The 25,566-nt window shown below is 62.9% G+C and carries 26 protein-coding genes; 9 read left to right on the top strand and 17 right to left on the bottom strand.

Annotation, left to right across the window (positions count from 1 at the left end; genetic code table 11):
• Nucleotides 1-27: 27 nt before the first annotated feature.
• Both rpsU and CQ13_RS34950 read left to right on the top strand, forming a co-directional pair.
• Nucleotides 28-330 (top strand): 30S ribosomal protein S21, encoded by a 303-nt coding sequence (rpsU, locus tag CQ13_RS34955; protein ID WP_028350145.1) that lies wholly within the window; start codon nt 28-30, stop codon nt 328-330.
• A gap of 158 nt (nt 331-488) precedes the next feature.
• Complete coding sequence (locus CQ13_RS34950) at nt 489-1,193, top strand: tetratricopeptide repeat protein (protein WP_245309531.1); 705 nt, start codon at nt 489-491, stop codon at nt 1,191-1,193.
• A gap of 24 nt (nt 1,194-1,217) precedes the next feature.
• Here CQ13_RS34950 and CQ13_RS34945 read toward each other — a convergent pair whose 3' ends face one another.
• From CQ13_RS34945 to CQ13_RS34890, 12 genes are all read right to left on the bottom strand, one after another.
• On the bottom strand, nt 1,218-2,249 hold the full coding sequence (locus tag CQ13_RS34945; RefSeq protein WP_057847322.1) for a hypothetical protein: 1,032 nt from the start codon (nt 2,247-2,249) through the stop codon (nt 1,218-1,220).
• 215 nt (nt 2,250-2,464) lie between these two features.
• Nucleotides 2,465-2,749, bottom strand: a complete 285-nt coding sequence (locus CQ13_RS34940) for a cupin domain-containing protein (protein ID WP_057847321.1) — start codon at nt 2,747-2,749, stop codon at nt 2,465-2,467.
• 15 nt (nt 2,750-2,764) lie between these two features.
• Nucleotides 2,765-3,862: a calcium:cation antiporter gene (locus CQ13_RS34935; RefSeq protein WP_057847320.1), complete on the bottom strand. Its 1,098-nt coding sequence runs from the start codon at nt 3,860-3,862 to the stop codon at nt 2,765-2,767.
• A gap of 4 nt (nt 3,863-3,866) precedes the next feature.
• Entirely contained in the window at nt 3,867-4,724 is an 858-nt protein-coding gene (locus CQ13_RS34930; protein ID WP_057847319.1) for an alpha/beta hydrolase, read from the bottom strand.
• A gap of 18 nt (nt 4,725-4,742) precedes the next feature.
• Nucleotides 4,743-6,140, bottom strand: coding sequence for an NAD(P)(+) transhydrogenase (Re/Si-specific) subunit beta (locus tag CQ13_RS34925; protein WP_057847318.1), 1,398 nt, complete (start codon nt 6,138-6,140; stop codon nt 4,743-4,745).
• Nucleotides 6,141-6,183: 43 nt separating this feature from the next.
• Complete coding sequence (locus tag CQ13_RS34920; protein ID WP_057847317.1) at nt 6,184-6,501, bottom strand: proton-translocating transhydrogenase family protein; 318 nt, start codon at nt 6,499-6,501, stop codon at nt 6,184-6,186.
• Between the two features lie 11 nt (nt 6,502-6,512).
• Nucleotides 6,513-7,640, bottom strand: a complete 1,128-nt coding sequence (locus CQ13_RS34915) for a Re/Si-specific NAD(P)(+) transhydrogenase subunit alpha (RefSeq protein ID WP_057847316.1) — start codon at nt 7,638-7,640, stop codon at nt 6,513-6,515.
• A 133-nt stretch (nt 7,641-7,773) separates the two neighbouring features.
• On the bottom strand, nt 7,774-7,926 hold the full coding sequence (locus CQ13_RS34910) for an aa3-type cytochrome c oxidase subunit IV (RefSeq protein WP_057847315.1): 153 nt from the start codon (nt 7,924-7,926) through the stop codon (nt 7,774-7,776).
• Between the two features lie 83 nt (nt 7,927-8,009).
• Nucleotides 8,010-8,396 (bottom strand): type II toxin-antitoxin system death-on-curing family toxin, encoded by a 387-nt coding sequence (locus tag CQ13_RS34905; RefSeq protein ID WP_057847314.1) that lies wholly within the window; start codon nt 8,394-8,396, stop codon nt 8,010-8,012.
• A complete protein-coding gene (locus CQ13_RS34900) occupies nt 8,393-8,674 on the bottom strand; it encodes an AbrB/MazE/SpoVT family DNA-binding domain-containing protein (RefSeq protein ID WP_082637832.1) in 282 nt (93 codons plus the stop codon). The genes CQ13_RS34905 and CQ13_RS34900 overlap by 4 nt, the downstream gene beginning before the upstream one ends.
• 165 nt (nt 8,675-8,839) lie before the next feature.
• Nucleotides 8,840-9,427, bottom strand: coding sequence for a dioxygenase family protein (locus CQ13_RS34895; protein ID WP_057847472.1), 588 nt, complete (start codon nt 9,425-9,427; stop codon nt 8,840-8,842).
• A 104-nt stretch (nt 9,428-9,531) separates the two neighbouring features.
• Nucleotides 9,532-11,409 carry a M3 family oligoendopeptidase gene (locus tag CQ13_RS34890; RefSeq protein ID WP_057847313.1) on the bottom strand — a complete coding sequence of 626 codons (1,878 nt, stop codon included), beginning with the start codon at nt 11,407-11,409 and terminating at the stop codon, nt 9,532-9,534.
• A 585-nt stretch (nt 11,410-11,994) separates the two neighbouring features.
• On the opposite strand from CQ13_RS34890, the gene CQ13_RS34885 reads away from it, so the two are divergent.
• From CQ13_RS34885 to mepK, 4 genes are all read left to right on the top strand, one after another.
• Nucleotides 11,995-12,639 carry a TerC family protein gene (locus tag CQ13_RS34885; RefSeq protein WP_057847312.1) on the top strand — a complete coding sequence of 215 codons (645 nt, stop codon included), beginning with the start codon at nt 11,995-11,997 and terminating at the stop codon, nt 12,637-12,639.
• A gap of 102 nt (nt 12,640-12,741) precedes the next feature.
• Complete coding sequence (locus CQ13_RS34880) at nt 12,742-14,241, top strand: sigma-54-dependent transcriptional regulator (protein ID WP_057847311.1); 1,500 nt, start codon at nt 12,742-12,744, stop codon at nt 14,239-14,241.
• A gap of 359 nt (nt 14,242-14,600) precedes the next feature.
• A complete protein-coding gene (locus CQ13_RS34875) occupies nt 14,601-16,748 on the top strand; it encodes a L,D-transpeptidase family protein (protein ID WP_057847310.1) in 2,148 nt (715 codons plus the stop codon).
• A 255-nt stretch (nt 16,749-17,003) separates the two neighbouring features.
• The gene (gene mepK, locus CQ13_RS34870) at nt 17,004-18,632 is read left to right on the top strand and encodes a peptidoglycan L,D-endopeptidase MepK (RefSeq protein WP_057847309.1); all 1,629 of its coding nucleotides are present in this window, start codon (nt 17,004-17,006) and stop codon (nt 18,630-18,632) included.
• 167 nt (nt 18,633-18,799) lie between these two features.
• On the opposite strand, the gene CQ13_RS34865 is transcribed toward mepK, so the two are convergent.
• Together CQ13_RS34865 and CQ13_RS34860 are read right to left on the bottom strand one after the other, a co-directional pair.
• On the bottom strand, nt 18,800-19,072 hold the full coding sequence (locus tag CQ13_RS34865; protein WP_057847308.1) for a DUF2312 domain-containing protein: 273 nt from the start codon (nt 19,070-19,072) through the stop codon (nt 18,800-18,802).
• 321 nt (nt 19,073-19,393) lie between these two features.
• Nucleotides 19,394-19,696 (bottom strand): DUF1244 domain-containing protein, encoded by a 303-nt coding sequence (locus CQ13_RS34860; RefSeq protein ID WP_057847471.1) that lies wholly within the window; start codon nt 19,694-19,696, stop codon nt 19,394-19,396.
• A gap of 199 nt (nt 19,697-19,895) precedes the next feature.
• Here CQ13_RS34860 and CQ13_RS34855 point away from each other — a divergent pair, with 199 nt between their 5' ends.
• Nucleotides 19,896-20,474, top strand: a complete 579-nt coding sequence (locus CQ13_RS34855; RefSeq protein WP_057847307.1) for a DUF1036 domain-containing protein — start codon at nt 19,896-19,898, stop codon at nt 20,472-20,474.
• Nucleotides 20,471-21,907 carry a pyruvate kinase gene (gene pyk / locus CQ13_RS34850; RefSeq protein ID WP_057847306.1) on the top strand — a complete coding sequence of 479 codons (1,437 nt, stop codon included), beginning with the start codon at nt 20,471-20,473 and terminating at the stop codon, nt 21,905-21,907. The genes CQ13_RS34855 and pyk overlap by 4 nt, the downstream gene beginning before the upstream one ends.
• 70 nt (nt 21,908-21,977) lie before the next feature.
• Here the strand turns inward: pyk and CQ13_RS34845 are convergent, their stop codons facing one another.
• Nucleotides 21,978-22,403 (bottom strand): OsmC family protein, encoded by a 426-nt coding sequence (locus tag CQ13_RS34845; RefSeq protein ID WP_057847470.1) that lies wholly within the window; start codon nt 22,401-22,403, stop codon nt 21,978-21,980.
• An 88-nt stretch (nt 22,404-22,491) separates the two neighbouring features.
• Nucleotides 22,492-23,166: a TetR/AcrR family transcriptional regulator gene (locus CQ13_RS34840; RefSeq protein ID WP_057847305.1), complete on the bottom strand. Its 675-nt coding sequence runs from the start codon at nt 23,164-23,166 to the stop codon at nt 22,492-22,494.
• Nucleotides 23,167-23,521: 355 nt separating this feature from the next.
• Here CQ13_RS34840 and CQ13_RS34835 point away from each other — a divergent pair, with 355 nt between their 5' ends.
• Complete coding sequence (locus CQ13_RS34835) at nt 23,522-24,334, top strand: sialate O-acetylesterase (protein WP_057847304.1); 813 nt, start codon at nt 23,522-23,524, stop codon at nt 24,332-24,334.
• An 88-nt stretch (nt 24,335-24,422) separates the two neighbouring features.
• Here the strand turns inward: CQ13_RS34835 and CQ13_RS34830 are convergent, their stop codons facing one another.
• Nucleotides 24,423-25,553 carry a ribonucleotide-diphosphate reductase subunit beta gene (locus CQ13_RS34830; protein WP_082637828.1) on the bottom strand — a complete coding sequence of 377 codons (1,131 nt, stop codon included), beginning with the start codon at nt 25,551-25,553 and terminating at the stop codon, nt 24,423-24,425.
• Between the last annotated feature and the right edge of the window lie 13 nt (nt 25,554-25,566).

The following is a 25,566-nucleotide window of genomic DNA, read 5'->3' as shown; positions in this document are numbered from 1 at the left end:
TATCCGATCAATTGAAGAGGATGCCGCGTGCAGGTTCTCGTCCGCGATAACAATGTCGATCAAGCCCTCAAGGCGCTGAAGAAGAAGATGCAGCGCGAGGGTATCTTCCGCGAGATGAAGCTCCGCGGCCATTACGAAAAGCCGTCCGAGAAGAAGGCCCGTGAAAAGGCCGAAGCCGTGCGCCGCGCGCGCAAGCTGGCCCGCAAGAAGCTGCAGCGTGAAGGCTTGCTGCCGATGAAGCCCAAGCCGGTGTTCGGCGCCGGTCCCGGTGGCGACCGTGGTGGCGCTGGCGGCCGTGGGCCGGGCGCAGGTCCGCGCGGACCGCGCTAAGCAGTTCGCTAGATTTGAATGAAAAACGCGGACCTTGGGTCCGCGTTTTGTTTTTCGCGATCTTGTTCCTCAGAATTCGGGCGCGACGGAAAATCGGCGCGCGCCGGCCTGCTCGATCACCCACATCGCCGTCGACGCCATTGCGGCCATTTTGACCGATGCATTTTGCGAGCCATCGGGTTACCTATGCCCTGTTCGACGCGCGAGTATTCCGCCGCATGGCCGTTACCGACCGCAATACACTTCCCTGCGCTTCGCGCTTCACGGCCGCATCCATCGTGCTGCTCGCGATTGTTCTCGGCCTGCCCCTCGGCGGCTGTTCGTTCGACTTGGGATCGTGGGGATCGGACAAGGAAAAGCCGCAGGCCGTCGAACAGAAACCGACCGGCACGATCAGCGGGCAAAGCGTCAGCGATGCCCAGAGCCACGCAACACGCGGCCAGACGCTCGCCAAATCCGGCAAGGCCGAGGAAGCGCTCGCGGAATTCGACCGCGCGCTCGTACTCGATCCCTACAACGTGCAGGCCCTGTACGGCCGCGGCCTGATCTATCAGGCCGACAAGCAGCATGAGCAGGCGATCGCAGATTTCACAGCGGCCAATGGCCTGACGCCGCAACGGGTCGAGCCGCTGCTGGCGCGGGCGAGCAGCTATCTTGCCATCGACAAGACAAAGGAAGCTGCTTCCGATCTGGACGAAGCGGTGCAGGCCGATCCCAACAGCGCGCAAGCCTGGTCGGCACGCGGCGTCACCTATGAGCGCCTGGGCGACAAGGCCAAGGCGTTCACATCCTACGGCCGTGCGCTCGCGCTCCGCCCCAAGGACGACGCCGCCCGAAGCGGGCTCGCGCGTACCGGCGGCTAGAGGCTTTCTGTCGAAGACCGCAGACTATTTCGGCAGCACCGCGTGGAAGATCGACTTGGCGGTCGACAGCGCGTCCTCGGCAGCCGCCGTGGCGCGTTCGCGGACGGAAGGCTCGGTAACTTCGGCACGCAGATCGAGCGGCCGCGAGACCGGAATTTCGGCCGGCGGGACTGGGCGGTTCGGGTCGGTGGCCTCAGCATAAGGCGGCCGTGCCTGCGGCGAAACCTGACCATTGGGTTCCCCAGCGGGAGAGCCTGAGACCATGACCGGCGGCGGCAGCGGACGAAGCGCGGGCGCATTCACGGCAGCAGGCGCATTTGCGACCCTGGGTGCTTCGGGCGCGCGGGCCGTCTCGGGGGCGCGCGGAGACGTTTCGCCGTTGGCGCGCAGGCGTTCAATCGCGGCGCGCGCCAGATCGTTGGCATCGCGCCGTTCATCCGGAGTAACCGCAGTCTCGACCGGGGGCGCAGCCGCCGCAACCGGAGTGGCCTGGGACGCCACAGGCTGCACGGGCGACGGCAGCACGACCCTGATCTTTTCCTTTTCACGCGGCAGCGCTGCATGACGGCGCTGGTCGGCCGGATTGCTGGCGGCGTCGGCCGGGTTCTCGGCTGATTTTACGTCGGACTTAGGATCGGAAGACTTGGAGTCGGAGGATTTGGCATCTGAAGATTTGGCATCGGCTTTGGCGTCAGCCTTCGCTTCGGACTTTTCTTCGGCTTTCGCTTGGGCCTTATCAGCCACCGCCGCCCGTTCGGCAGCGGTCTTCTCCATGATGGCCTTCTCGGAGATACCCCTCGCTTTGACGCCTGCGGCCGGAAGGTTGCTCACGCTGGCCGTGGTCTCGGACGTCTTGGCATCGGAAGTCTTGGAATCGGACGTCCTGGCACCGGAACTGGCTTCAGCCTTGCCGGGATTGGCGGCCGACGACGCCGCCGCGGGAGCGTCCGCGCTGGGCTTGGTCACGATGTAGTGGTTGACGATGTACGCCCCGATGACCGTCGCGGCCACCGAAGGGAAGATGTCCACCGCAAATTTCTTCACGTAATTCAGCATTCCGGCCACTCCCCGCGGTCCTCCAATTGCCGGAACTTTGAGGCACATTGAGGGATCAACTGCGACAGATCGGTGGCAATTCAGCAGTTCCCGTGCAGGCCCAGCGAAACAGGCTAGAGTCGATCAAAACTGCCTGCTTCTCCAGGCCGCAGCGCGGCACGCACAACGGGTGGTCCCTGCCCGGGGAAGCAAACCTGAAAACCGAGGTGGAGCGGTCAGGGCTTCAGCTCGACCTCCAGAAACACAATCTCGCTTGCGGTCTCGTTCAGCACGTCGTGCTGGACCCCGGCCTTCCGGAAATAGGATTTGCCGGAGGCGAGCTGCGCCTTGGTGCGTTCGCCGTTCGGCGCGACGATGGTCATCTCGCCCGAGGTCACCGGCACGATCACGTAATCCATTTCATGGGTGTGGTGGCCGGTGGCGCTGCCCGGCGCCAGCCGCCACTCGGTAACGCGGACTTCTGATGTGTCGACCTGAACATCGGACTTGGCGGCAAGCATTTCATTCTTCTCCGATTACGGCACGAACACCATAAACACGAACACGGCAAACACCACCATGTGGACCAGCCCGAACAGGATGTTGGTGCGGCCGGTGCCGAAGGTGAGAATGCTCAGGAAGAATGTGAGCAGCAGCAACACCATGCCCTGACCGTCGAGCCCAAGCACGAGCTCCTTGTCGAGCACGTACGTGGCCAGGCCGACGGCGGGAATAGTTAGCCCGATGGTCGCCAGCGATGATCCGAGCGCGAGATTGATGCTCTTCTGCAGATCGTTGTTGCGCGCCGCTGCGAAAGCGGTGACCCCCTCCGGGAGCAGGATGAGGATCGCGACCAGCACGCCGGCGAACGCCGGTGGGGCGCCGATCATCGCGGTCACGACATCGACCACCACCGAAAATTTCTTGGCTAGAAGCACCACGGCGAGTAGGGAGATAAGCAGCAGCGCGATGCTGAGCGCCAGCATCCGGTTCGACAGGGATGACGTTTCGGTGGCGGCACCGTCGCCGCCCTTGATGAAATAATCACTGTGCCGGATCGTCTGGGTATAGAGGAACACGCCGTAGAGCATGAGCGTGACCAGATCCACAAAGCCAAGCTGTGCCGCCGAATAGATCGGCCCCGGCGCCGTCAGCGTATAATTGGGCATGATCAGCGTAATGGTCGACAGCACGAACAGCATGCTGAGATAAAGGTTGGCGCCGGAGACTTGGAAATCCTGCTCGCGGTAGCGCAGGCCCCCGATGAAGATACACAGGCCCACCAGGCCGTTGCACACGATCATCACCACCGCAAACACGGTGTCGCGCGCCAGCGCCGGCTGCGGCTTTTCGCCGAGCATGATGGTGGCGATCAGCGCGACTTCGATGATGGTGACGGCGAGCGTCAACAATAGCGTGCCGTAAGGCTCGCCGATCCGCTCGGCGATCACCTCGGCATGATGCACGGCTGCGAACACGGTACCGAACAGGATCACCAGCAGCGTGGCCGCGAACAAAAACCCACCAACTGAGGGAGTAAAGCTGAGCTCAAGGCCGGTGGCCGCGCCAAACAGCAGAATTGCCAGCGCCGGGAATGTCCAGGCGGATCGCGGCATCGACCCATGTGCGCTCATGCGGTCAAGTTCCCAACCGGTTTGTGGACGGAAGATACGCCCGTCCATGCTGCGACCATCCCTGCGCAAGGTTGATAAAATTCCGCGCGATTTCAATCGCGCCGAAATTATCGAGATCGTTATGCCCTCCCCTGGCAAGGCGGACAAACCGTTTCGGCTCGTTCGCCAGCGCGAACAGCCGTTCGCCAAAGGCGACGGGTATCGTGGGATCGAGCGCGCCATGCATCATGAGCAGCGGAACCCTGATCCGGCCGATGCGCCGGTCGGAGTGGAATTGATCGCGCATCAACAGCCGCACCGGCGCGAACCAGAACGCGGACGCGGCGACGTCCACAATGGAAGTAAAAGGCGATTCCAGGATCAGCTTTCCGACCGGCTGCTCGCCCGCCAGCGCAACTGCGACGCCGGTGCCAAGCGAGAATCCCCACGCAACGATTCTGTCCGCGCTGTATCGCGCTGCCGTGAAAGCATAGGCCGCCGCGGCATCCTGCAGCAGTCCCTGCTCGCTCGGCTGCCCGCTCGAGCCGGCATAGCCGCGATAGGAGAGCGCGACGATTCCTGTCCCGTCGGCGATCAGGCCGCGAAACCGGCCGAAGAAGCCAGCGAGATAATCGCCATTGCCGTGGAAGTAGAGGACGACCGGACGCCCCGGCTTGGCCGGAACATGCCAGACGATGACCTTCTCACCGTCGGCTGTGGCCAGGACATGTTCTTCTGCTTCGGGAAAGCCAGCCGCTTGCGGCGGCGTGCGCACGCTTGTCGGGGCAGGAAATAGCACGGCGCGCTGCGCGAAGAACATCGCGAGCAGACCACAGATATAACCCGCCGAAACGATGATCAGTAGCCATTTCAGCCCGGTCATGAATTTCCTGCGATCGCGTTACATCCCCTTGACGATGTTCTCGGTGACCTTCTTGGCGTCACCGAGCAGCATCATGGTGTTGTCGCGGTAGAACAGCGGATTGTCGATGCCGGCATAGCCCGATGCCAGCGAGCGCTTGATGAACATCACGGTGCCGGCCTTCCAGACCTGCAGCACCGGCATACCGTAGATCGGCGAGGTCTTGTCTTCTTCCGCCGCCGGGTTGGTGACGTCATTGGCGCCGATCACGAAGGCGATGTCGGCCTGGGCGAATTCGGAGTTGATGTCCTCGAGCTCGAACACCTCGTCATAGGGCACATTGGCTTCGGCGAGCAGCACGTTCATGTGGCCGGGCATGCGGCCCGCGACCGGGTGAATGGCGTACTTCACCTCGACGCCTTCCTTCTTCAAAACGTCGGCCATTTCGCGCAGCGCGTGCTGGGCCTGTGCCACTGCCATGCCGTAGCCGGGCACGATGATGACCTTGGAGGCGTTCTTCATGATGAAGGCGGCGTCGTCGGCCGAGCCGAGCTTGGCGGGCTTCTGTTCGCCGGAGCCGCCGCCCGCGACCGCCGTTTCGCCGCCGAAGCCGCCAAGGATGACCGAGATGAACGAGCGGTTCATCGCGTGGCACATGATGTAGGACAGGATCGCGCCCGAGGAGCCGACCAGCGCGCCGGTGATGATCAGCGCGGAATTGCCGAGCGTAAATCCGATGCCGGCCGCGGCCCACCCCGAATAGGAGTTCAGCATCGAGATCACGACCGGCATATCGGCGCCACCGATCGGGATGATCATGAGCACGCCGAGCACCAGCGCGATGATCGTGATCAGCCAGAAGTCGATCGCGCTGCCGGACCGGACCAGGCCGAAAATGAAGAACACCAGCGCCAACGCGAGCGCGATGTTGATGATGTGCCGGCCGGGCAGGATGATCGGCGCGCCGCTCATGCGCGCGGAAAGCTTCAGAAACGCGATCACCGAACCGGTGAAGGTCAGCGCGCCGATCGCGACGCCGAGCGACATTTCGACCAGGCTGGAGGCGTGAATGGCGCCGGGCTTGCCGATATCGAAGGCTTCGGGCGCGTAGAACGCGCCGGCGGCGACCAGCACCGCGGCCATGCCGACCAGCGAGTGGAAGGCTGCGACCAGTTCCGGCATCGAGGTCATCGGCACGCGCCGCGCGATGACAGCGCCGATGCCGCCGCCAATGGCGATGCCGAGCACGACCAGTAGCCAAGCCACGCCGTCCGCCGGCGGATGGCTCGCGAGCGTCGTGCCAATCGCGATCGCCATGCCGATCATGCCGAACAGATTGCCCTGGCGTGACGTCGCGGGGCTGGACAGTCCGCGCAGCGACAGGATGAACAGCACACCCGCCACGAGATAAAGAACTGCTGCCAGATTGGCGTTCATCTCAGGTCCCCATTTGACTTTGTCACCACGAGGTGCACGCCACTCACTTCACCTTCTTCTTGTACATCGCCAGCATGCGCTGGGTGACAAGGAAGCCGCCGAATATGTTCACGCAGGCGAAGATCAGCGCGACGAAGCCGAAGCCGCGCGCCCAGCCGCTGCCGCTCGAGATCATCGGCACGCCGACCGCGAGCAGCGCGCCGACCACGATCACGGAGGAGATCGCATTGGTCACCGACATCAAAGGCGTATGCAGCGCCGGCGTCACCGACCAGACCACGAAGTAGCCGACGAAGACGGCGAGGACAAAAATCGACAGCCGAAATACGAAGGGGTCGACGACTTGGGCGACATGCTCCATGGCTTCTCTCCTTAGGCTTTCGGCTGGAAGTTCGGATGGATGACGGCGCCGTCCTTGGTCAGCGCGGTGGCTTTCACCAGTTCGTCTTCCCAATTGACCGCGAGCGCCTTGTTCGCCTTGTCGACCAGCGTCTCGATGAACGAGAATAGGTTGCGGGCGTAAAGGCTCGAGGCCGATTGCGCCACGCGGCCGGCGACATTGGTGTAGCCGACGATCTTGATGCCATCGAGATCGACGACCTCGCCCGCCTTCGCGCCTTCGACGTTGCCACCGCGCTCGACGGCGAGATCGACCAGCACCGAACCCGGCTTCATCGATTTGACCATCTCGGCGCTGACTAGCCTTGGCGCGGGGCGGCCCGGGATCAGCGCGGTCGTGATCACGATGTCCTGCTTCTTGACGTGCTCGGCGGTGAGTGCGGCCTGCTTTGCCTGATACTCTTTCGACATTTCCTTGGCGTAGCCACCGGCGGTCTGGGCGTTCTTGAACTCTTCGTCCTCGACCGCGAGGAATTTGGCGCCGAGCGATTCGACCTGCTCTTTGGTGGCCGGACGCACGTCGGTTGCAGTAACGACGGCACCGAGCCGGCGCGCGGTCGCGATTGCCTGCAGGCCGGCGACGCCGACGCCCATCACGAATACCTTCGCCGCCGGCACGGTGCCGGCCGCCGTCATCATCATCGGGAACGCGCGGCCAAAGGACTCGGCCGCCTCGATCACCGCGCGATAGCCGGCGAGATTTGCCTGCGAGGACAGAACGTCCATGACTTGTGCGCGGGTAATGCGCGGCATCAGCTCCATCGCAAACGCCGAGACGCCGGCATCCGCGATCGTCTTCAGCGCCGCCTCATTGCCGTAAGGGTCCATGATGGCGATGACCAGCGCGCCGCGCTTGTACTTGGCGAGTTCTGAGGCCTCCGGCCGTTTCACCTTGATGATGATGTCGGCGTCCTTCAACGCGTCCGCGCTGACGGTGGCGCCGACGGCGGTGAATTCGGAATCCGGCAGGCCCGACTTGATGCCCGCACCCGGTTCGATCGCAACTTCGGCGCCCAGCGCCTTGAACTTCTTGATTGTGTCCGGGGAAGCGGCAACCCGCGGTTCGGACGGATCGATTTCCTTGGCAACGGCAATTTTCATGAGGCCTCCCCGGCGCGGCGGGCGCGCGCAAGCAAACTAGCGTTTTTTTCGCTTAGTTGGATACCGGTTTCGCAACCGGCATGCGTGCGAATTTTCTGGCCACCGCCGGGGCCGGCGGTGCAGGCACGACGCGTCAGGTCAGGAAATAGCCCATCAGGGCGACAATGATTACGACGGCGATGGTGCCGTATTTGACCAACATGATGAACCCTTCATAGGTCTGCTCATGGGCCTGATAGTCGTTGCCGTCAGCGGTCGTGTAGGCCACTTCGTTATGGTCTGCCATCGGTATCCTCAGTCAAAATCCGCGTTTCTCGCGTGCAATTACCGCAAAGCGTTTGGGAGGGCAACGGCCCCTTGCCTATCGGGTCATTCGGAAGGCCAATTATCCCGGATCCAGCGGGCCAGGCTTTCTTCGCTGACCTCGCCTGCGGCGAGGGAGAGGATGATGGCCGTCGCATGCGCCGGGTCGGGCGCAAAGTGTATGTCATTGACGCGCAGGAAAACCATCATGGCGTGGAACGCGATGCGTTTGTTGCCGTCCGCGAACGCATGGTTACGGGCAAGACCGAACGCATAGGCTGCGGCGAGCGCTGCCATATCGGTCTGCCCGCAATTCCATTGGTTCACTGGCTGCAAAATCGCCGACTCGAGAAGGCCACGGTCTCGAATGCCTTCCGGTCCGCCGAATATCGCCAGTTGCTCGGCATGCATGTCGATGACTTCGTCGACATCGAGCCGGATGGGTTCGCTCATTTTGCAAGCGCGGCAAACGTGTCGCGATATTCGTGCATGACCTGGCGGGCGATTTCCATGGTCCGCGCATGCTTGGGATTAAAGGGCGAAAGCCGCAGACTGCCATCCGGGTGCTCGACCGGATAGAACTTGTCTCCCTCCTTGAGATTGAGCCGGGCAAGAAGCTCTTTCGGCAGGATCACACCAACCGAATTGCCAATCTTCCGAATTTGAAGGGCGGTGTCCTCCAGCTTGTATTCGCGAGAGGCCCCGTTCTTGCCGGGAGGGGTTTTATTCATGTTAGGCTCCGTTATACAATATGTATAACATGCGCCATTAGCCGGTTCAACAAATGTTTTACGGCCCATCCTCATTGGGCCTACTGCCTCCGGCCGAAGGTGAGCCGTCGCTCGGTTGACGCGCTTTGTTCGCGCGAACCGGTACCGGCTTCGCCTGAAAATGCTCTATCCGACCACGAAATCGAAGCGCCCGGCGAGCCAGCCGGCGTTCTTGGCCGTGCGCACCAGCAATTCCTTGCGAAACAGGCCGTCAGTGCGGTTCAGCGCTTCGCCTGGGAAATAGAGCTGAGCGGTCAGCACGCGGCCGCCGCGCGGCTGCACCTTCACGTGGATATGGCGTGTGCGGCCGACATAGGCACCGGGCACGATGCTGCGCAACCGGTAGCGCCCTTCCGCATCGGAGAACTGGTGACCGCGCAAGCGAAAACCGTAATTGTCATATCGGCCCTTGTCGTCGGCCTGCCAGAAATCCAGCAAGGCTCCGGCGATCGGTTTGCAGGCACGGGTAAGAACGAAGCCGACCAGTTCGATCGGCTGCCCGGCCATGCCTTCTTCGAGCAGTTCGATCCGCTCAGGCGATGATGGCTTGAAAAATGGCCCTTCGGTTTGCGGCAGCGTTGCCGCCTCGCCATCGTGGCATTCCGGCGTGGGTGCAAGCGGGGCCTGAGCCATGCTGCCATCGACCATGAGCAGCGAACCGGCTGCGAAGACGCCCGCTCCAAGTACAACGCGCCGCGTCGGGGTGTCGATCATGGGGCACTCCCCTTCTGTCGTCACCGACATCATGTAGGGCGACGGCGGCAAAAATTGTGTCCGCGGCCCATCACAAATCCGTTTGGTGGCCGCCGGCGCCCCGGTCAGCCCATCGCTTCCAGTTCGTCGATCATGCCTGCGATGACCGACAGCCCGCCGTCCCAGAATTTGGGATCCCGGGCATCGAGCTCGAACGGCTTGAGCAGTTCGGAATAATGCTTGGTGCCGCCGGCTGCGAGCATGGCGAGATAGCGCTCGGCGAAACCCTCGGCGGCGTTTTCGTAGACGGCGTAAAGCGAGTTCACCAGGCAATCGCCGAACGCATAGGCGTAGACGTAGAACGGCGAATGGATGAAGTGCGGAATGTACATCCAGAAATTTTCGTAGCCGGGACGGATATCGATGGCCGGCCCGAGGCTTTCACCCTGCACGCTGAGCCAGATCTGGCCGATGCGCTCGGCGGTCAGTTCGCCGTTCTTGCGCTCGGTGTGCACGGCGCGTTCGAACGAATAGAACGCGATCTGCCGCACCACGGTGTTGATCATGTCCTCGACCTTGCCGGCCAGCAGCGCCTGGCGCTGCTTGGCGTTTTTGGTCTGCGACAGCAGCCGCTTGAAGGTCAGCATTTCGCCGAACACGCTTGCCGTCTCCGCAAGCGTCAGCGGCGTCGGCGCCATCAGCGCGCCGTTCTTCGCCGCCAGCACCTGGTGCACGCCATGGCCGAGCTCATGCGCCAGCGTCATCACGTCGCGCGGCTTGCCCTGGTAATTCATCAGCACATACGGATGCGCCGAGGGCGTGGTCGGGTGCGAGAACGCGCCCGGCACCTTGCCCGGCCGCACCGGCGCATCAATCCAGCGGTCGGTGAAGAAACGTTCCGCGATATCAGCCATCTCGGCGGAGAAGCCGCGATAGGCCGTCAGCACCATCTTCTGCGCCTCGGGCCAGGCGATCGTGCCAGCCGCCGCGAACGGCAGCGGCGCGTTGCGGTCCCAATGCGCCAGCTTCTTCTTTTTGAACCAGCCGGCCTTCAGATTGTAGTAGCGGTGCGACAGCCGCGGATAGGCCGCGCGAACCGAGCCGACCAGCGCATCGACGACCTCGCGTTCGACGCGGTTATTCAGGTGGCGCGAATCCGCAACGTCCTGGAAGCCACGCCAGCGATCGGAAATTTCCTTGTCCTTGGCGAGCGTGTTGGTGACGAGGGCAAAGGTCCGCTCATTATCCTTGAACGTTTTCGCCAGCGCCTGCGCGGCGGCCTTGCGCTTTTCCGGCGCGCGGTCCTGCAGCAGATTGAGCGTCGGCTCGATCGCGAGCGCCTTGGTCCCGACCTTGAAGCGCAGGCCGGAGATGGTCTGGTCGAACAGCCGATTCCAGGCGGCATAGCCGCTCTGGGATTTTTCGTGAAACAACTGCTCGACGCGATCTTCGAGCTGATACGGCTTGTCCTTGCGCAGATCCTCGATCCACGGCCGGTAATGCGCGAGCTCGGGCGTCTGCATCGCGCGTTCGATCACGGCGTCTTCGATGCGGTTGAGTTCGAGCGCGAAGAACAGCAGATGCAGCGAGGCCGCCGTCAGCCGCTCGGAGACGTCGCCGTAGAATTTGGAAATCACGGGATCGACGCTGTCGCCGGCATGAACGAGGCCAGCATAGGAGCCGAGCCGGCCGGCCAGATCGTCAATCGCCTCGTAGCGCCTGACCGCTTCGGCGAGCCAGCGGCCGCCATCGTCCCGGGCGACGCCGTCCGCCAGCTTGCCCTTATAGTCGGCCTCAAACGCGACGCAGTCTGCGTCCATCTGCTGCAAATCGCGCGCGACTTCGGGCGCATCGATGCCGGAATAGAGATCGGCCAGATTCCATTCCGGCAGCTTGCCGGTTTTCGATTTGGCTGCGCTCGGCTTGCGGACCGCGGCTACCTTGCGCATTGCGGCTTTGCGGGACGTCTTGCTGGCTCGGGATGTCGCAGATTTCGCAGTCATGAATACTTTCAAATTGCGTGACGATCAAATTCGCGTGGCGGTGCTTTCGGCTCCGAACAGCAGCCGGTGCATTTCCGGCTCGCAGTACGTTAACAGATGCCTAGCGAACGCCGCCGGTTCAAGACCCAGTTCGTTGGACCAAGTTCCGCTTGTCAATCGGAATGCGACTGAATCCTTCTCGACCTGTGAGGTGAACGCGCAAGTTCAGAGCCAGCCACGCGCCAGGATCGGCCTACGACGACCGGCATCCGCCCTGCGCTCCTTGAACCAATCTCCGGCCTTTCGGTACTGCCGGGATTCCGGCGCAGCCTTGCATTGAAGCTCTCAGCGGGAACGTCTTGATATTTTGATCGTTTCATGATTACTGAACCACCTGATCTGAATAAGAGAGCGCAGCTCATCGCTGTGTTCTGCGTTCTGATAGAGCCGGACCAGTTGGTCAGGCTCTTTGCCTAACCGGAATAACGGGATGAGTTTTTTCGCAGTTTGACTGCGTCTTTCTAACTAGTGTGTCCAAGCCCGGGCCCCTCTGGCAGTTCAAGCGAACTGCGATGTCGGATTGGACCAATTCACGGAGTGGCCCGCATGTTTGAAATGATCTCCTCAGAAGCCCTGACAGCGTTTTTCCAGGTCGTGATGATCGATCTGGTGCTCGCCGGCGACAATGCGATCGTCATCGGGCTTGCAGCCGCTGGACTGCCCGATGCCCAGCGCAGGAAGGCGATTGTGGTGGGCATATTGGCCGCCACGGGCCTGCGGATCGGCTTCGCCTCCATCACCGTCCAATTGCTGCAGATCATTGGATTGCTGCTCGCCGGCGGCATTCTCCTGCTCTGGGTTTGCTGGAAGATGTGGCGCGAGTTGCGTTCATCGCATCATCATGAGCCGAAATTGAATGATCTGTCGGCTGCCGGGACGGTCGATGCATCAGCCCCAGCGGGTCATCAAAAGACGCTTGGCCAGGCGATCTGGCAGATCACGCTCGCCGACGTGTCGATGTCGCTCGACAACGTGCTCGCCGTCGCGGGCGCAGCGCGCGAGCATCCGATGATTCTGATCTTCGGCTTGGCGCTCTCCATCGCGCTGATGGGGCTTGCCGCCAACTTCATCGCGCGCCTGCTGGAGAAGCAGCGCTGGATCGCCTATGTCGGCCTCGCCATCATCCTCTATGTGGCTCTCGACATGTGCTATCGCGGCGCGATCGAGGTGTGGCCGCACCTCAACCTCTAGCCGCTTCTCAACAAGGCCGTTTTCAACGTTTAAGAGAACGTTAATCGGCATCGGCGAAATTTGCCCCGATTCGGTACAATTCAGTAGCGTGCGGGGAGAGCCATGGCTGCCACCATTTTGATTGCCGACGACGACGCCGTGCAGCGCCGTTTGGTTGAAAACATGGTGCAGAAGTGCGGCTATGAGCCCCTGGTCGTCGATAGCGGCGATGCGGCCGTGGTCTTGCTGACGGCTCCGGATGCGCAGGCGATCGACGCGGTCGTGCTCGACCTCGTAATGCCCGGTCTCGACGGGCTCGGCGTGCTCGCAAAAATGCGCGAAGCAGGCCTGAGCATCCCCGTCATCGTGCAGACCGCGCATGGCGGCATCGACAATGTGGTTTCGGCGATGCGCGCGGGCGCGCAGGATTTCGTGGTCAAGCCGGTCGGCTTCGAACGGCTGCAGGTGTCGCTGCGCAACGCGCTCAACACCTCGGCGCTCAAGGGCGAATTGCAGCGCATCCGCCACAGCCGCGAGGGACGGCTGACCTTTGCGGACATCATCACGCGCAGCGAAACCATGGCAGCCGTGCTGCACACCGCGCAGAAGGCGGCAGCTTCCAGCATTCCTGTTCTGATCGAAGGCGAATCCGGCGTCGGCAAGGAATTGTTCGCCCGCGCCATTCACGGTTCCGGCGAACGCAAGGCAAAGCCCTTCGTCGCGGTCAATTGCGGCGCCATTCCCGACAATCTCGTGGAATCAATCCTGTTCGGCCATGAGAAGGGTGCCTTCACCGGCGCCACCGAACGCCACATGGGCAAGTTCGTCGAAGCTTCCGGCGGCACGCTGTTTCTCGACGAGGTCGGCGAGCTCCCGCTGGCAGCGCAAGTAAAGCTTTTGCGCGCGCTGCAGGAAGGAACCGTCGAGGCGGTTGGGGGCCGCAAGCCGGTGAAGGTCGACGTCCGCATCATTTCCGCCACCAACCGCAAGCTGCTCGACCTCGTGAAGAGCGGCGCGTTCCGCGAGGACCTGTTCTACCGGCTGCACGTGCTGCCACTGACCATCCCGCCACTGCGGATGCGGCGCGAAGACATCCCGTATCTGTTGCGGCATTTCCTGGCGCGCTTTGCCGCCGAGGAGAACCGCACCATCACCGGCATCAGCGGCGAGGCCGTGACCCATCTCGCGCAGCTCGATTGGCCCGGCAACATCCGCCAACTCGAAAACACGGTGTATCGCGCCGTCGTCATGAGCGAGAGCGATCAACTCGGCCTGTCTGATTTCCCGCAAGTCCTCGGCCAGGTCGTGCCGGACGGCCAGCTAACGCACAGCGAGCCGCTGGTCGTCGCGCCGTCGACGGCACCTGCCATGGTGTCAGGTAGCGAAATACCAATTGCCCCGCTCGCCATTGCCGGCAGCCTTTCGATACTGACCGCCACCGGCGAGGTGCGGCCGCTCGAAGACATGGAAAACGAAATCATCCGTTTCGCGATCTCGCATTATCGCGGCCAGATGTCGGAAGTCGCGCGTCGGCTTAAGATCGGTCGTTCCACGCTCTATCGTAAGCTCGACGAAGCTGCCGCCAGCGACCCGGCCGAAGGCGGCGCGCAGGACGCCAGTTGAGACGCAAGCAACGGCGCTTACGCGATTACGGCGCCCGCGTGGCAAAGATCGTGGCAAACCAAGGACATCGGTCGTTCGGAAGCTTTTGAACCGTGGCTTGGCGGTGACAGACAAATGGCGGGTGGCGTGGCAAAACCGCGTGACCCGAATGCAAACGGGTAGTTTGAGGTCAGTTTGTCGTGAGTTGTCCCGCATGGCGCTGGCTGCATGAAAGGGGCACATGTATCGTCTGCGTTTGAATCCTGACGTGCAGGCGTACGACTGAAAAACCGATCGAAGCCGGCGCTTTCCCGCGCAAGCTATGAACAATGCCAACGACTGTTCCATGCCGGGGCAGTTTCGCCCAAGGGGGTGTGACGATGCGTGACTGTTCGAATCGTGCAGGATTTGACCGCGTGCTGATGGCCGTCGCGGCAACCTTCCTCACGGTATCCGTGACCTCAGCACTGGCGGCTCCGTCGGATACGCCGCGCGCCAGTGCTGCCGAACTCGCGATCGACGCAGCCATTCCCCGTCCCGAGCCCGCCAACGTTCCGCCTCCCACCATCGGCGATTTCAAGATGGACTCGACCGGCGCAGTGCCCGATGCGGCCAAGGCCACAGAGAAGCCGGCCGAATCGGGGACGGCCCCGAAGGCAGCTGAACCCAAGACGGATATCAAGCCGACGGAGAACGTCACCGCGCCAGCGGCCAAGCCGAGCGACGCCGCCACAACCACGCCTCCGGCTGCGACAGCCACCGCGCCCGCCCCCGAACCCGCCAAGGAGCCGGTGAAGGTCAGCACCGTCGCACCGGCCGACCAGCCGGTCGCCGACCGGTTGCGCGATATGCTCGGCGCCAAATCGCTGCGCGATTTCGACCGCAAGAACGAGCGCGCTGCCGTCGAGAAGTTCTACTCGGCGCGGGACTATGCGCCGCAATGGACGCAAGCCGGCAAATTGACCGACAGCGGCAAGGGCGTGATCGCCCGCCTGAAGGACGCCGCCGCCGAAGGCCTCAATCCGGCCGACTATCCGGTTCCGGATTTTGCCGCCGCCACCTCGCCGGACCAGCTCGCCGAAGCCGAACTGAAACTGACCGCGAGCATGCTCGACTATGCGCGACAGGCCCAGAGCGGCCGGATGCACTGGTCGCAGGTCGCTGGCGACATCCTCTATCCCGAGCACCCGACCGATCCGGCCGAAGTGCTCGCCAACATCTCGACCGCCAAGGACGCTTCCGCCGCGCTCGACGGCTACAACCCGCCGCACAAGCTTTACAAGGACCTTAAGGCCAAGCTCGCCGAGCTGCGCGGCCAGGGCGACGGACCGATGATCCACATCGCCGAGGGTCCGGCGCTGGCGTACAAGGCCGCCACCAAGAAGCAGGGTGAGGTCGCGCCGGAAGACCCGCGCGTGCCGCAACTGCGCGCCAAGCTCGGTGTCACCGAAAAACCCGACGGCACGCATTACGACGCCAAGGTTGCTGCCGCCGTACGCAAATTCCAGGAGAGCGTCGGTCTCAAGCAGACCGGTGTGCTCGACGACCGCACGGTGAAGGCGATCAACAGCCCGAAGCGCGACCGGCAGATCGACGTAGTACTCGTCAACATGGAGCGCCTGCGCTGGCTGCCGCGTCAACTCGGCGCGGCCTCGCTCGGCAATGCCTATGTCATTCTCAATGTGCCCGACTTCACGCTGAAAGTGATGCAGAACGGGGCCCCAGTGTGGACCACACGCGTGGTGACCGGAAAGCCGGGAAGACATGCGACGCCGATGCTGACGGAGACGATGAAGTTCATCACCGTCAACCCGACCTGGAACGTACCGCCGTCGATCATCTACAACGAGTATCTGCCGGCCCTGCAGCAGGATCCGACCGTGCTGGATCGCATGGGTCTGAGGCTCGAGCGCCGCCGCGACGGCAGCATCCACATTTCGCAGCCGCCCGGTGAAGCCAATGCGCTCGGCCGCATCCGCTTCAACTTCCCGAACAAGTTTCTGGTCTATCAGCACGACACCCCGGACAAGCATCTGTTCGCAAAGGAAGAGCGTGCGTTCAGCCATGGCTGCATGCGGGTGCAGAACCCGGACCAATACGCCGCGACTCTGCTCGGCATCGTGATGCCGAACGACCGCTACACGCCGGAAAGAATCCGCAGCATGTACGGCCGCAGCGAGATCGACCTGAAATTCCCGACGCCGATACCGGTACACATCACCTACCAGACCGCATTCGTGGATGACGCCGGCAAGTTGCAGTTTCGCAAGGACGTCTATGGCCGCGACGCCACGATGATCGCGCTGCTCAAGAACAACCGCAATCGGGACCTGGAGGTCATGGTCTCCCATGCCCAACCGAATTATTCGCGCCCGTCCGGCTCGAGCCTGCCGGCCGGCGTCAACTTCGCCAGCGACAACACTTTCTCCTCCGGCCCGTCATTCTTCGAGCGCCTGTTCGGCGGTCCATCGACCGTGACACCGCCGGCACCGATCGGCCGGCGACCTCAACCGCGGTTCACCCGGTAATCCGGAGCACTACCGCCCGAAGGCAGAATTTCCGAACATGATCAACAATCTCTCCTCGCCGGAGAGATTGTTTACGTTAACTACTATCCATCCGGATTCGACACCGGGCACGTTTTCGCCACAGTCCCCGCGTTAGGTTAAGGCTTGCTTGGGGGCAGGACGGTAAACCTCGGTTAACCCTCCTGCTTTAAGAAAGCGTTCACCGTCTTTTGCCGGGGGTCTGCAAAAGAAACACCGTGAACGCTGGTCGACTGGGTGGGCTCATACGTGCTGGCTGGTTTCGCGCGCCAATTCAATCCGCTTGCTCTGCCAAAGGCCGGATGTCGGATCGGCTTGACGTCGCTTTTGCTGCTGGCCGGTGCCGGCACGGTGCATGATGCGACGGCGCTGAACGAAACCCGCACCCTCTCCTTCCACCATACCCATTCCGGCGAAGATCTCACCGTCACCTTCAAGCGCGACGGGCGCTACGACGAAGAGGCGCTGAAGAAGCTCAATCACCTCCTCCGCGACTGGCGCAGCCAAGAATCCACCACGATGGATCGGCACCTGTTCGATATCATCTGGGAAGTCTACCGCGACGTCGACGGCAAGAAGCCGATCCAGATCATCTCCGCCTATCGCTCCCCCGCCACCAACTCCATGCTCCGCCGCCGCTCCTCCGGCGTGGCGCGTTTCAGCCAGCACATGCTCGGCCACGCCATGGACTTCTACATTCCGGACGTGCCGCTGGAGCAGATCCGCGCCGCCGGCCTCCGCTTGCAGCGCGGCGGCGTCGGCTTCTACCCGACCTCCGGATCGCCTTTCGTCCACCTCGATACTGGCAGCGTTCGTCACTGGCCGCGCATGACCCACGATCAGCTTGCCAGGGTATTCCCGGACGGACGCACGGTGCACCTGCCGTCCAATGGCGGTCCGATGAAGGGCTATGAACTGGCCCGAGCCGACATCGAACGCCGCGGCAACGGCGACAGTGCCGCAACCATCAAGATGCCGAACCTGTTCGCGGCGCTGTTCAGGAGCGGCAAGTCGACTGAAGAGGATGACGAGGGCGGCGGCGCCCCCGTCAAGAACGAGAAGCCCGCACCGACCAGTGTGGCTGCTGTGAAATCCGCCGAACCGGTCCCGACCCCGCGCGCAAAGCCGGTCGGTGCGACGATCCAGCTCGCCTCGGCCGACGCCCAGATCGTGTCGGCGCCCAAAGCTCGAGCCGAGCCCAAGCCTGAGACAAAGCAGGTTGCGCAGGCGTCCGCCGACAAGGCCGAGCCAAGGCCGCAAACGCCGGCCGATATCATCAACTCCCGCGGCTTCTGGGACGACGTACCGACCGCGGCGAACCAGGCGACCCCGGCGCAGGTCGCGGCTCTCCGCGCCCGCCAGGCGCTCGCCGCCGCCACCGATCCGCAGCCGACCGCCAGCGTCAGCGACGCGTTCAACAAGGCAATGGCCTATGCGCCGGCCGCTTCTTCGCCGGTCGATCGCGCCAACGTCGTTGCCGCCTCCGCGGCTATCCCGCGCCCTGCCCGCCCGGCACGCAACGCCGGCGCCGCAGCGACCGAAATCAACACCGTTGTCGCCAAAGGCGCCCAGGGTCAGGACAGCATGGTCGCCACCTCGACCCGCCTTGCCGCCGCGCAGGGCAACAATATCTGGATGCGGGTGGTGATGCTGGCGCCGAGTGCCAGCAGCGCGATGTCGACGACCGTGCTCGGCGACACCGAGATGACCCAGATGCGCGCCCACTTCGTCAAGCCGCATGCCGCGGTCTCCATGACTTTCTCGGAAGATCCGATGATGGGCATGACCTGCGATCGCTTCACGGGATCGGCAACCGCGCAACTGCCGACGCAGTCGTTCGTGCTGCGCACCGCCGCGCTGCGCTAGGCGCCCTTTCCGCAAAATTCGCCGTCATCCTCGCGAACGCGAGGACCCATAATCCGAACGTGCGCGTTAGAGCCGGCTTTGGCCCCAGCTTTGCACAACATTACCATTTGTGGTTATGGGGTCCCGGCTCGCGCTCACTTCGTTCGCTTGGCCGGGACAGCGGAAACTCACAGCATCCCGAGCGCCTGCATGTAGGTTTCCAAAATGGTTTCCTGCTCGGCGCGCTCGTTGGCATCCTGCTTGCGCATCCGCACGATGGTGCGCAGCGCCTTGGTGTCGAAGCCGTTGCCCTTGGCTTCGGCATAGACGTCACGGATGTCGTCGGAGATCGTCTTCTTCTCTTCTTCCAGACGCTCGATGCGCTCGATGATGGCCTTGAGCTGGTCTTTGGCGAATCTAGTCGCGGGCTCGTCCTGGACGGCGGCGGCGGAGGTGGCCATCGGGTACTCCTGAGTGGAACTGATCGTGATGCTCGAAGATCAAGCGCCGCACGCGTTACCGCACGGCGCTTTTGCGCAGATGACCCTCAAGATCGGGGGGCCTCGCGTCAAGGCAGCATCGCGCTCATCCACAGCGCGCCCACAGGAGAAGGGGGCATGCCGTCCTTCCCGGGCGATGCGAAGCATCGAACCATGGTGCGCAATTGCGCACCTGAGAATCTCGAGATTCCCCGATGCGCAGTTGCGCATCTGAGGTCTGGTGCTAGCGCACCATCCCGGAATGACCAGCTCACTAGTGTAAGTTGAACGGCGCGATAGGACTCAATGCCCGGGATGGACCTTCTTTGCCGCGGCTAGCTGCTCGGGCGTGGCGGTGCCCTGATATTTTTCCTTCCACTCCTCATAGGGCATGCCGTAGACCGCCTTGCGGCTCTCGTCCTTGGTGACGGCGACCCCTTTGGCGTCGGCCTCTTCCTTCATCCAGTTGGACAGGCAGTTACGGCAGAAGCCGGCCAGATTCATCAGATCGATATTCTGGACGTCGGTGCGAGCACGCAGGTGGCCGACCAGGCGCCGGAAAACGGCGGCTTCCAGTTCTGTTCTGGTTTTGTCGTCAATCGTCATGGTCTTGGATCCCGCGTCACATGTGCCGAGCATATTGATATCAGGTGGGAATTGTCACAGATTTTGCCATATGTGCGCGCAAAATTGGCGATCTCACAAGGAGCCCCGGTTTCCCATAGCGCGGGAAAGGCGTTCCCGGCCGTTGACAGGCCCTGCCGGGTCACGCGAAATCGTCAATGATTTGATATAGCTTCGCTGCATGATCGGAAAAGATTCGCGCTGCTTGTTTCCCCTCCCCGCTCGCGTGACCGCCGCCGGCCTTGCGCCGCTGCTTGCGGTGGCGTGTCTGTGGAGCAGTCCAGCGGCGGCCGATTTCCGGCTCTGCAACAACACGTCCAGCCGGGTCGGCATCGCGCTGGGCTACAAGGATGCCGAGGGCTGGACCACTGAAGGGTGGTGGAACGTGTCGTCACGCAGTTGCGAGACACTGCTGCGCGGAACTCTTGTTGCGCGCTACTATTACATCTACGCGCTCGACTATGACCGCGGCGGTGAATGGTCGGGGCAGGCCTTCATGTGTTCGCGTGACAAGGAATTCACCATCAAGGGCACCGAGAACTGCCTGGCGCGCGGCTATGACCGCACCGGGTTCTTCGAGGTCGATACAGGCGAACAGCGAGCGTGGACCGTGCAACTGACAGAAGCCAACGAGCAGCCCGCGCAGCGCGTGCCGGGAATTCCAGGAACGATGGGACCGGGGGGGCCCGGCGGGGTTCCCGGCCTGTCGAATCCGCCGGGCGGACCGGGTCTGCCACCAGCCCCGGCGCCGAAGCAATGAGACGGCTCCGTCGCATCAAGATTCTCGCAACCCTCGGCCCGGCGTCGTCCGACAGCGCGATGATCCGGAAGCTGTTCGAGGCGGGTGCGGACGTGTTCCGCATTAACATGAGCCACACGCCGCACGACAAGATGCGCGAGCTGGTCAATACCATCCGCAACGTCGAGAGCAGCTACGGCCGTCCGATCGGTATCCTCGTCGACCTGCAGGGACCGAAGCTGCGGCTCGGCGCGTTCACCGAAGGTTCGACCCAGTTGAAGAACGGCCAGAGTTTTGTACTCGATTCCGACAAAGCGCCGGGAGACAACAACCGCGTGCAGTTGCCGCATCCGGAAATCCTCGCCGCCCTTCGGCCGGGCCATGCGCTGCTGCTCGACGACGGCAAGGTGCGGCTGATCGCCGAGGAGACCTCCTCCGAACGCGCGGTAACGCGCGTGGTGATCGGCGGCAAGATGTCGGACCGCAAGGGCGTCAGCCTGCCCGATACCGACCTGCCGGTGTCGGCGATGACGCCGAAAGATCGGGCCGATCTCGAAGCAGCCCTGGTGACCGGTGTCGACTGGATCGCGCTCTCCTTCGTGCAGCGCGCCGAGGACGTCCATGAAGCCAAGCGGATGATCCGGGGCCGCGCCGCTGTCATGGCCAAGATCGAAAAGCCGCAGGCGATCGACCGGCTCGCCGAGATCATCGATGCTTCCGACGCGCTGATGGTGGCGCGCGGCGACCTCGGCGTCGAGCTGCCGCTGGAGCGAGTGCCGAGCCTGCAGAAACAGATGACGCGGATGGCGCGCCGCGCCGGCAAGCCGGTGGTGATCGCAACCCAGATGCTGGAATCGATGATCCAGGCGCCGGTGCCGACCCGCGCGGAAGTCTCTGACGTCGCAACCGCCGTCTATGAAGGCGCCGACGCCATCATGCTGTCAGCGGAGTCCGCCGCCGGCAAATTCCCGGTCGAAGCGGTTTCGACCATGAATCGCATCGGCGAAGAGGTGGAGCGCGATCCAACCTATCGCTCGGTACTGTCGGCGCAGCGGGCCGAACCGGAGAATACGGTCGGCGACGCCATCGCGGACGCCGCGCGGCAGATCGCCGAGACGCTGGAATTATCCGCGATCATCTGCTGGACCTCATCGGGCTCCACGGCGATCCGCGTGGCCCGGGAGCGGCCGAAGCTGCCGGTGGTGGCGATCACGCCGAACCTTGCGACCGGCCGCAAATTGTCGGTCGTCTGGGGCGTGCATTGCGTGGTGGCGGAAGATGCGCACGACCAGGACGACATGGTCGACCGCGCCGGCTCGATCGCGTTTCGTGACGGCTTCGCCAACGCAGGCCAGCGCGTGATCATCGTCGCCGGCGTGCCGCTTCGCATCCCCGGCACCACCAACATGGTGCGCATCGCCACTGTCGGTGGGGAAGGCAAGCCGGAGAACTGACCGGCCTCCGTCATTCCGGGGCGGCGCGAAACGACGAACCCGGAATGACGAAAGAGCAACTGCAGCAAAACTACTGCAGCGTCGCGTCCAGCGTGATCTTGGCATTCAGCAGTTTCGACACCGGGCAGCCGGCCTTCGCTTTACCAGCCAGCTCCTCGAACTTTGCCTTGTCGGCGCCCGGAATCTTCGCATTCAGCGTCAGATGAATCGAGGTGATGGCAAAACCATCGCCCTGTTTTTCCAGCGTCACGTCGGCCTTGGTTTCCATGTGCTCGGCGGTGAGCTTGGCTTCACCCAGAATCAGCGACAGCGCCATGGTGAAGCACGCGGCGTGCGCCGCACCGATCAATTCTTCCGGATTGGAGCCAGGCTTACCCTCGAAGCGGCTCGAAAATCCGTAAGGATAATCGTTCAGCGCGCCGCTTTTGGTCGAGATCGCGCCCTTGCCGTCCTTGATGCCGCCCTGCCATTTGGCGGACCCTGATGTCGTGCTCATTGCATGCTCCTGATCGCGGGTTGGACCGTCGATAAACCGCAGCGTGGCAAATAGTTGCGACAAAGGCGCGTCGCAAAGGGGGAAGTTTCTAGGCCCCGACCAGCGCCTTGGCCGGCAGCACCGCCTGCACCACGAGGCCGCGGGCGCGGGCATCCATCACGCCAACGGCGCGTAGCGCCAAAAGTGTGACCGTTTGCACGGCGTCGCGCAGCTTCGCGGGGTCATCCAGATTCTCGGGCGCCAGCGGGCCAACCAGCGATTCATGCAGCGCACCGAGCAGCGCGGTGGCGGCGAGCGCGGTATCCTGCGCCGGCAGATGGCCGGCACGCACCGCGGCGTCAATTCTGGCAGCGATCTCGCCGGAGATTTCGCGGCGGCTGGCAAGCCGCGACACCGAGACGTCGACGTCGACAGGTTCGGCCAGAATGCCCCAGGCGAGCTTGCGCTGCGACAGCACATGCACGGCAACCGTGGTGACGGCGGCGGCGAGCGCCGAGGACGGTCCCGGCGCCGCATCCGCCGCACGGCGGATCGCGGCCAGCTCATCCCGCGAGACCTCGGCGATCAGTTCGGAAATCAGTTCGGCCTTGGAGGGAAAGTAACGATAGACGGTGCCGGCCGCGACATTGGCGCGGACCGCAACCGGGGCGATCTGCACCGCCGCCATACCGCCTTCGGCCGCAGTATCCCGCGCCGCCGCCAGGATGGCGCTACGCCGCGCCGCCAGTCTCTTTACGACCTGATGGGTTCGCCGATAGACCATGGCGCGTTTTCCGTCCCCGGCGCGCCCTTAAGCCCCGCGGAGCCTGCCAGAACGCGCACACATTCAATGTCTTGAGCGATAAAAAGCGCTATCGCTCGAAGAAGTGAACAACTATTCACGGCTGATGACAAGACGGTTTTGTAACGCGGATATCGGGAGAGGTTTTGCCGGCGGGGCTTGCGAACCATTAACAAGCTCTCAACGCTAGCCGGTTAGCATGCGCCGAGTTGGGCAGCCTCAGATCGGTCGAGTTCGGCCCTGATCGGTAAGCGCCGTCTGATGCACGCCATCTTGCGATGAGCGGACGTACTGCGTGCTCCCGCGATGAAGCTGAACTCTCTTGGAGAGCATTCCATTGTTGCGCCCTGTTGCGTTCCTGATTGGTGGTCTTCTGATCGGCACGGTTGCCGGCAAGGTGCTGACGTCGAGTGCCCACCAGGCCGGTTCGGCTGCGGTTGCGCCGCCGGCGCGTGTCGAACGGTCCTGCGCCCACACGTCCGGCAACACGGCAATCATTGTCGTGCACGGCCAGAGCAATGCGGGCAATTGGGGAAGCGCCCGACATACCGCGCGCGAAGCCGTCGACAATTTCGACCCGCTCACAGGCAAATGCTTTGCTGCCGCCGATCCCCTGCTGGGCGCCGATGGCATAGGCGGCAGCTTTGCAACGCGGCTCGGCGACATCCTGATCCAGGCCGGGCGCTACGATCGCGTGATCGTCGTACCCCTTGCCATTGGCAGCGCCTCGCTTTCGGTTCTGAACAATGAGCGGGCGGATTGGATCACAAACGCCATCTCGAAGTTGAAGGCGGCGGGCCTGACGCCGACGCATTTTCTGTTTCAGCAAGGTGAAACCGACGCGCGGTCAACGATATCAGCAGAACAATATGCCTCGCTGTTGCATCAGCTCGTAAAGCGATTTCGAGCGGCTGGGTTCGATGCGCCCTTCTATCTGTCACGCAGCACTAAATGCGGCGTAGCCGAGCCGAAGAACACGGCTGCGGTACGTGCCGGTCAACTCTCTGCTGTCGATAACGCGCTCAACATCCGCCAAGGGCCCGATACCGATACGATCGGAAATGACGGACGCAACGCCTCCGACGCTTGTCACATGAACGAGATCGGCACGCTTGCCAACGCCGCTCTCTGGGCGGCATTCATCAAGTAGCGGTTGATGATCTGACGCTTGTCGCGCGCTATGGCCGGCCTGGGTCCCGCGTTCGCGGGGACGACGTGTTGGGAGAGTATGGCTTCCCCTACTCCCAACTCAGCGCACCGCCGTTCTGGTACTCGATCACCCGCGTCTCGAAGAAATTCTTCTCTTTCTTCAGGTCCATCGCTTCCGACATCCAGGGAAACGGATTCTCGGTCTCGTCGAACACCCGCTGCAGCCCGAGCTGCGCGCAGCGGCGGTTGGCAATGAAGTGCATGTAGCTCTCGCACAGCGCCGCATTCAGCCCGAGAAAGCCGCGCGGCATGGTGTCTCGCCCGTAGGCCGCTTCCAGCTCGGCCGCCTCGCGCACCATGGCGCGGACTTCGTCCTGGAACGCCTTGGTCCATAGATGCGGGTTTTCGATCTTGATCTGGTTGATGACATCGATGCCGAAATTCAGGTGAATGGACTCGTCGCGCAGGATGTACTGGTACTGCTCGGCAATGCCGACCATCTTGTTGCGGCGGCCGAGCGAGAGGATCTGCGCGAAGCCCGTGTAGAACCACATCCCCTCGAAGATGACGTAGAAGGCGACGAGATCGCGCAGGAACGCCTGGTCGGCTTGCGGCGTCCCGGTCTTGAAATCGGGATCGTCGAGATGCTGCGTGTGCTTCAGCGCCCAGGCTGCTTTGTCGGTAATCGACGGCACCTCGCGATACATGTTGAACAGCTCGCCCTCGTCCAACCCTAAGCTTTCGACGATATATTGAAAGGTGTGGGTATGAACCGCCTCCTCGAACGATTGCCGCAGCAGATATTGCCGGCACTCCGGATTGGTCAGATGGCGGTAGATCGCCAGCACGATGTTATTGGCGACCAGGCTTTCGGAGGCCGCGAAGAAACCAAGGTTGCGCTTGATGGCGCGGCGCTCGTCTTCCGTCAGCCCATCGCGCGATTTCCACAGCGCGATGTCGGCCTGCATAGAAACTTCGGTAGGCATCCAGTGATTGTTGCAACCGGCGAGATATTTCTCCCAGGCCCATTTGTACTTCAGCGGCAGCAATTGATTGACGTCGGCGCGGCAGTTGATCATCCGCTTGTCGTCGACAGATACGCGTCCGCCGCGACGATCTATCATGCCGAGGCCGGTTTGTTCGGCCGGGGCAACGGATTGCACCACGACGGGCGGCGGCGTCTGACGCGGGGATGCGGATGGTTCGGACCAGTCGAGCATTGTGGTTTCCTTT

The organism is Bradyrhizobium retamae (genome assembly GCF_001440415.1).
Classification (GTDB): Bacteria; Pseudomonadota; Alphaproteobacteria; order Rhizobiales; family Xanthobacteraceae; genus Bradyrhizobium; species Bradyrhizobium retamae.
Note: the sequence above shows the minus strand (reverse complement) of the source record. Positions and strands in the feature narration are given on the sequence as shown.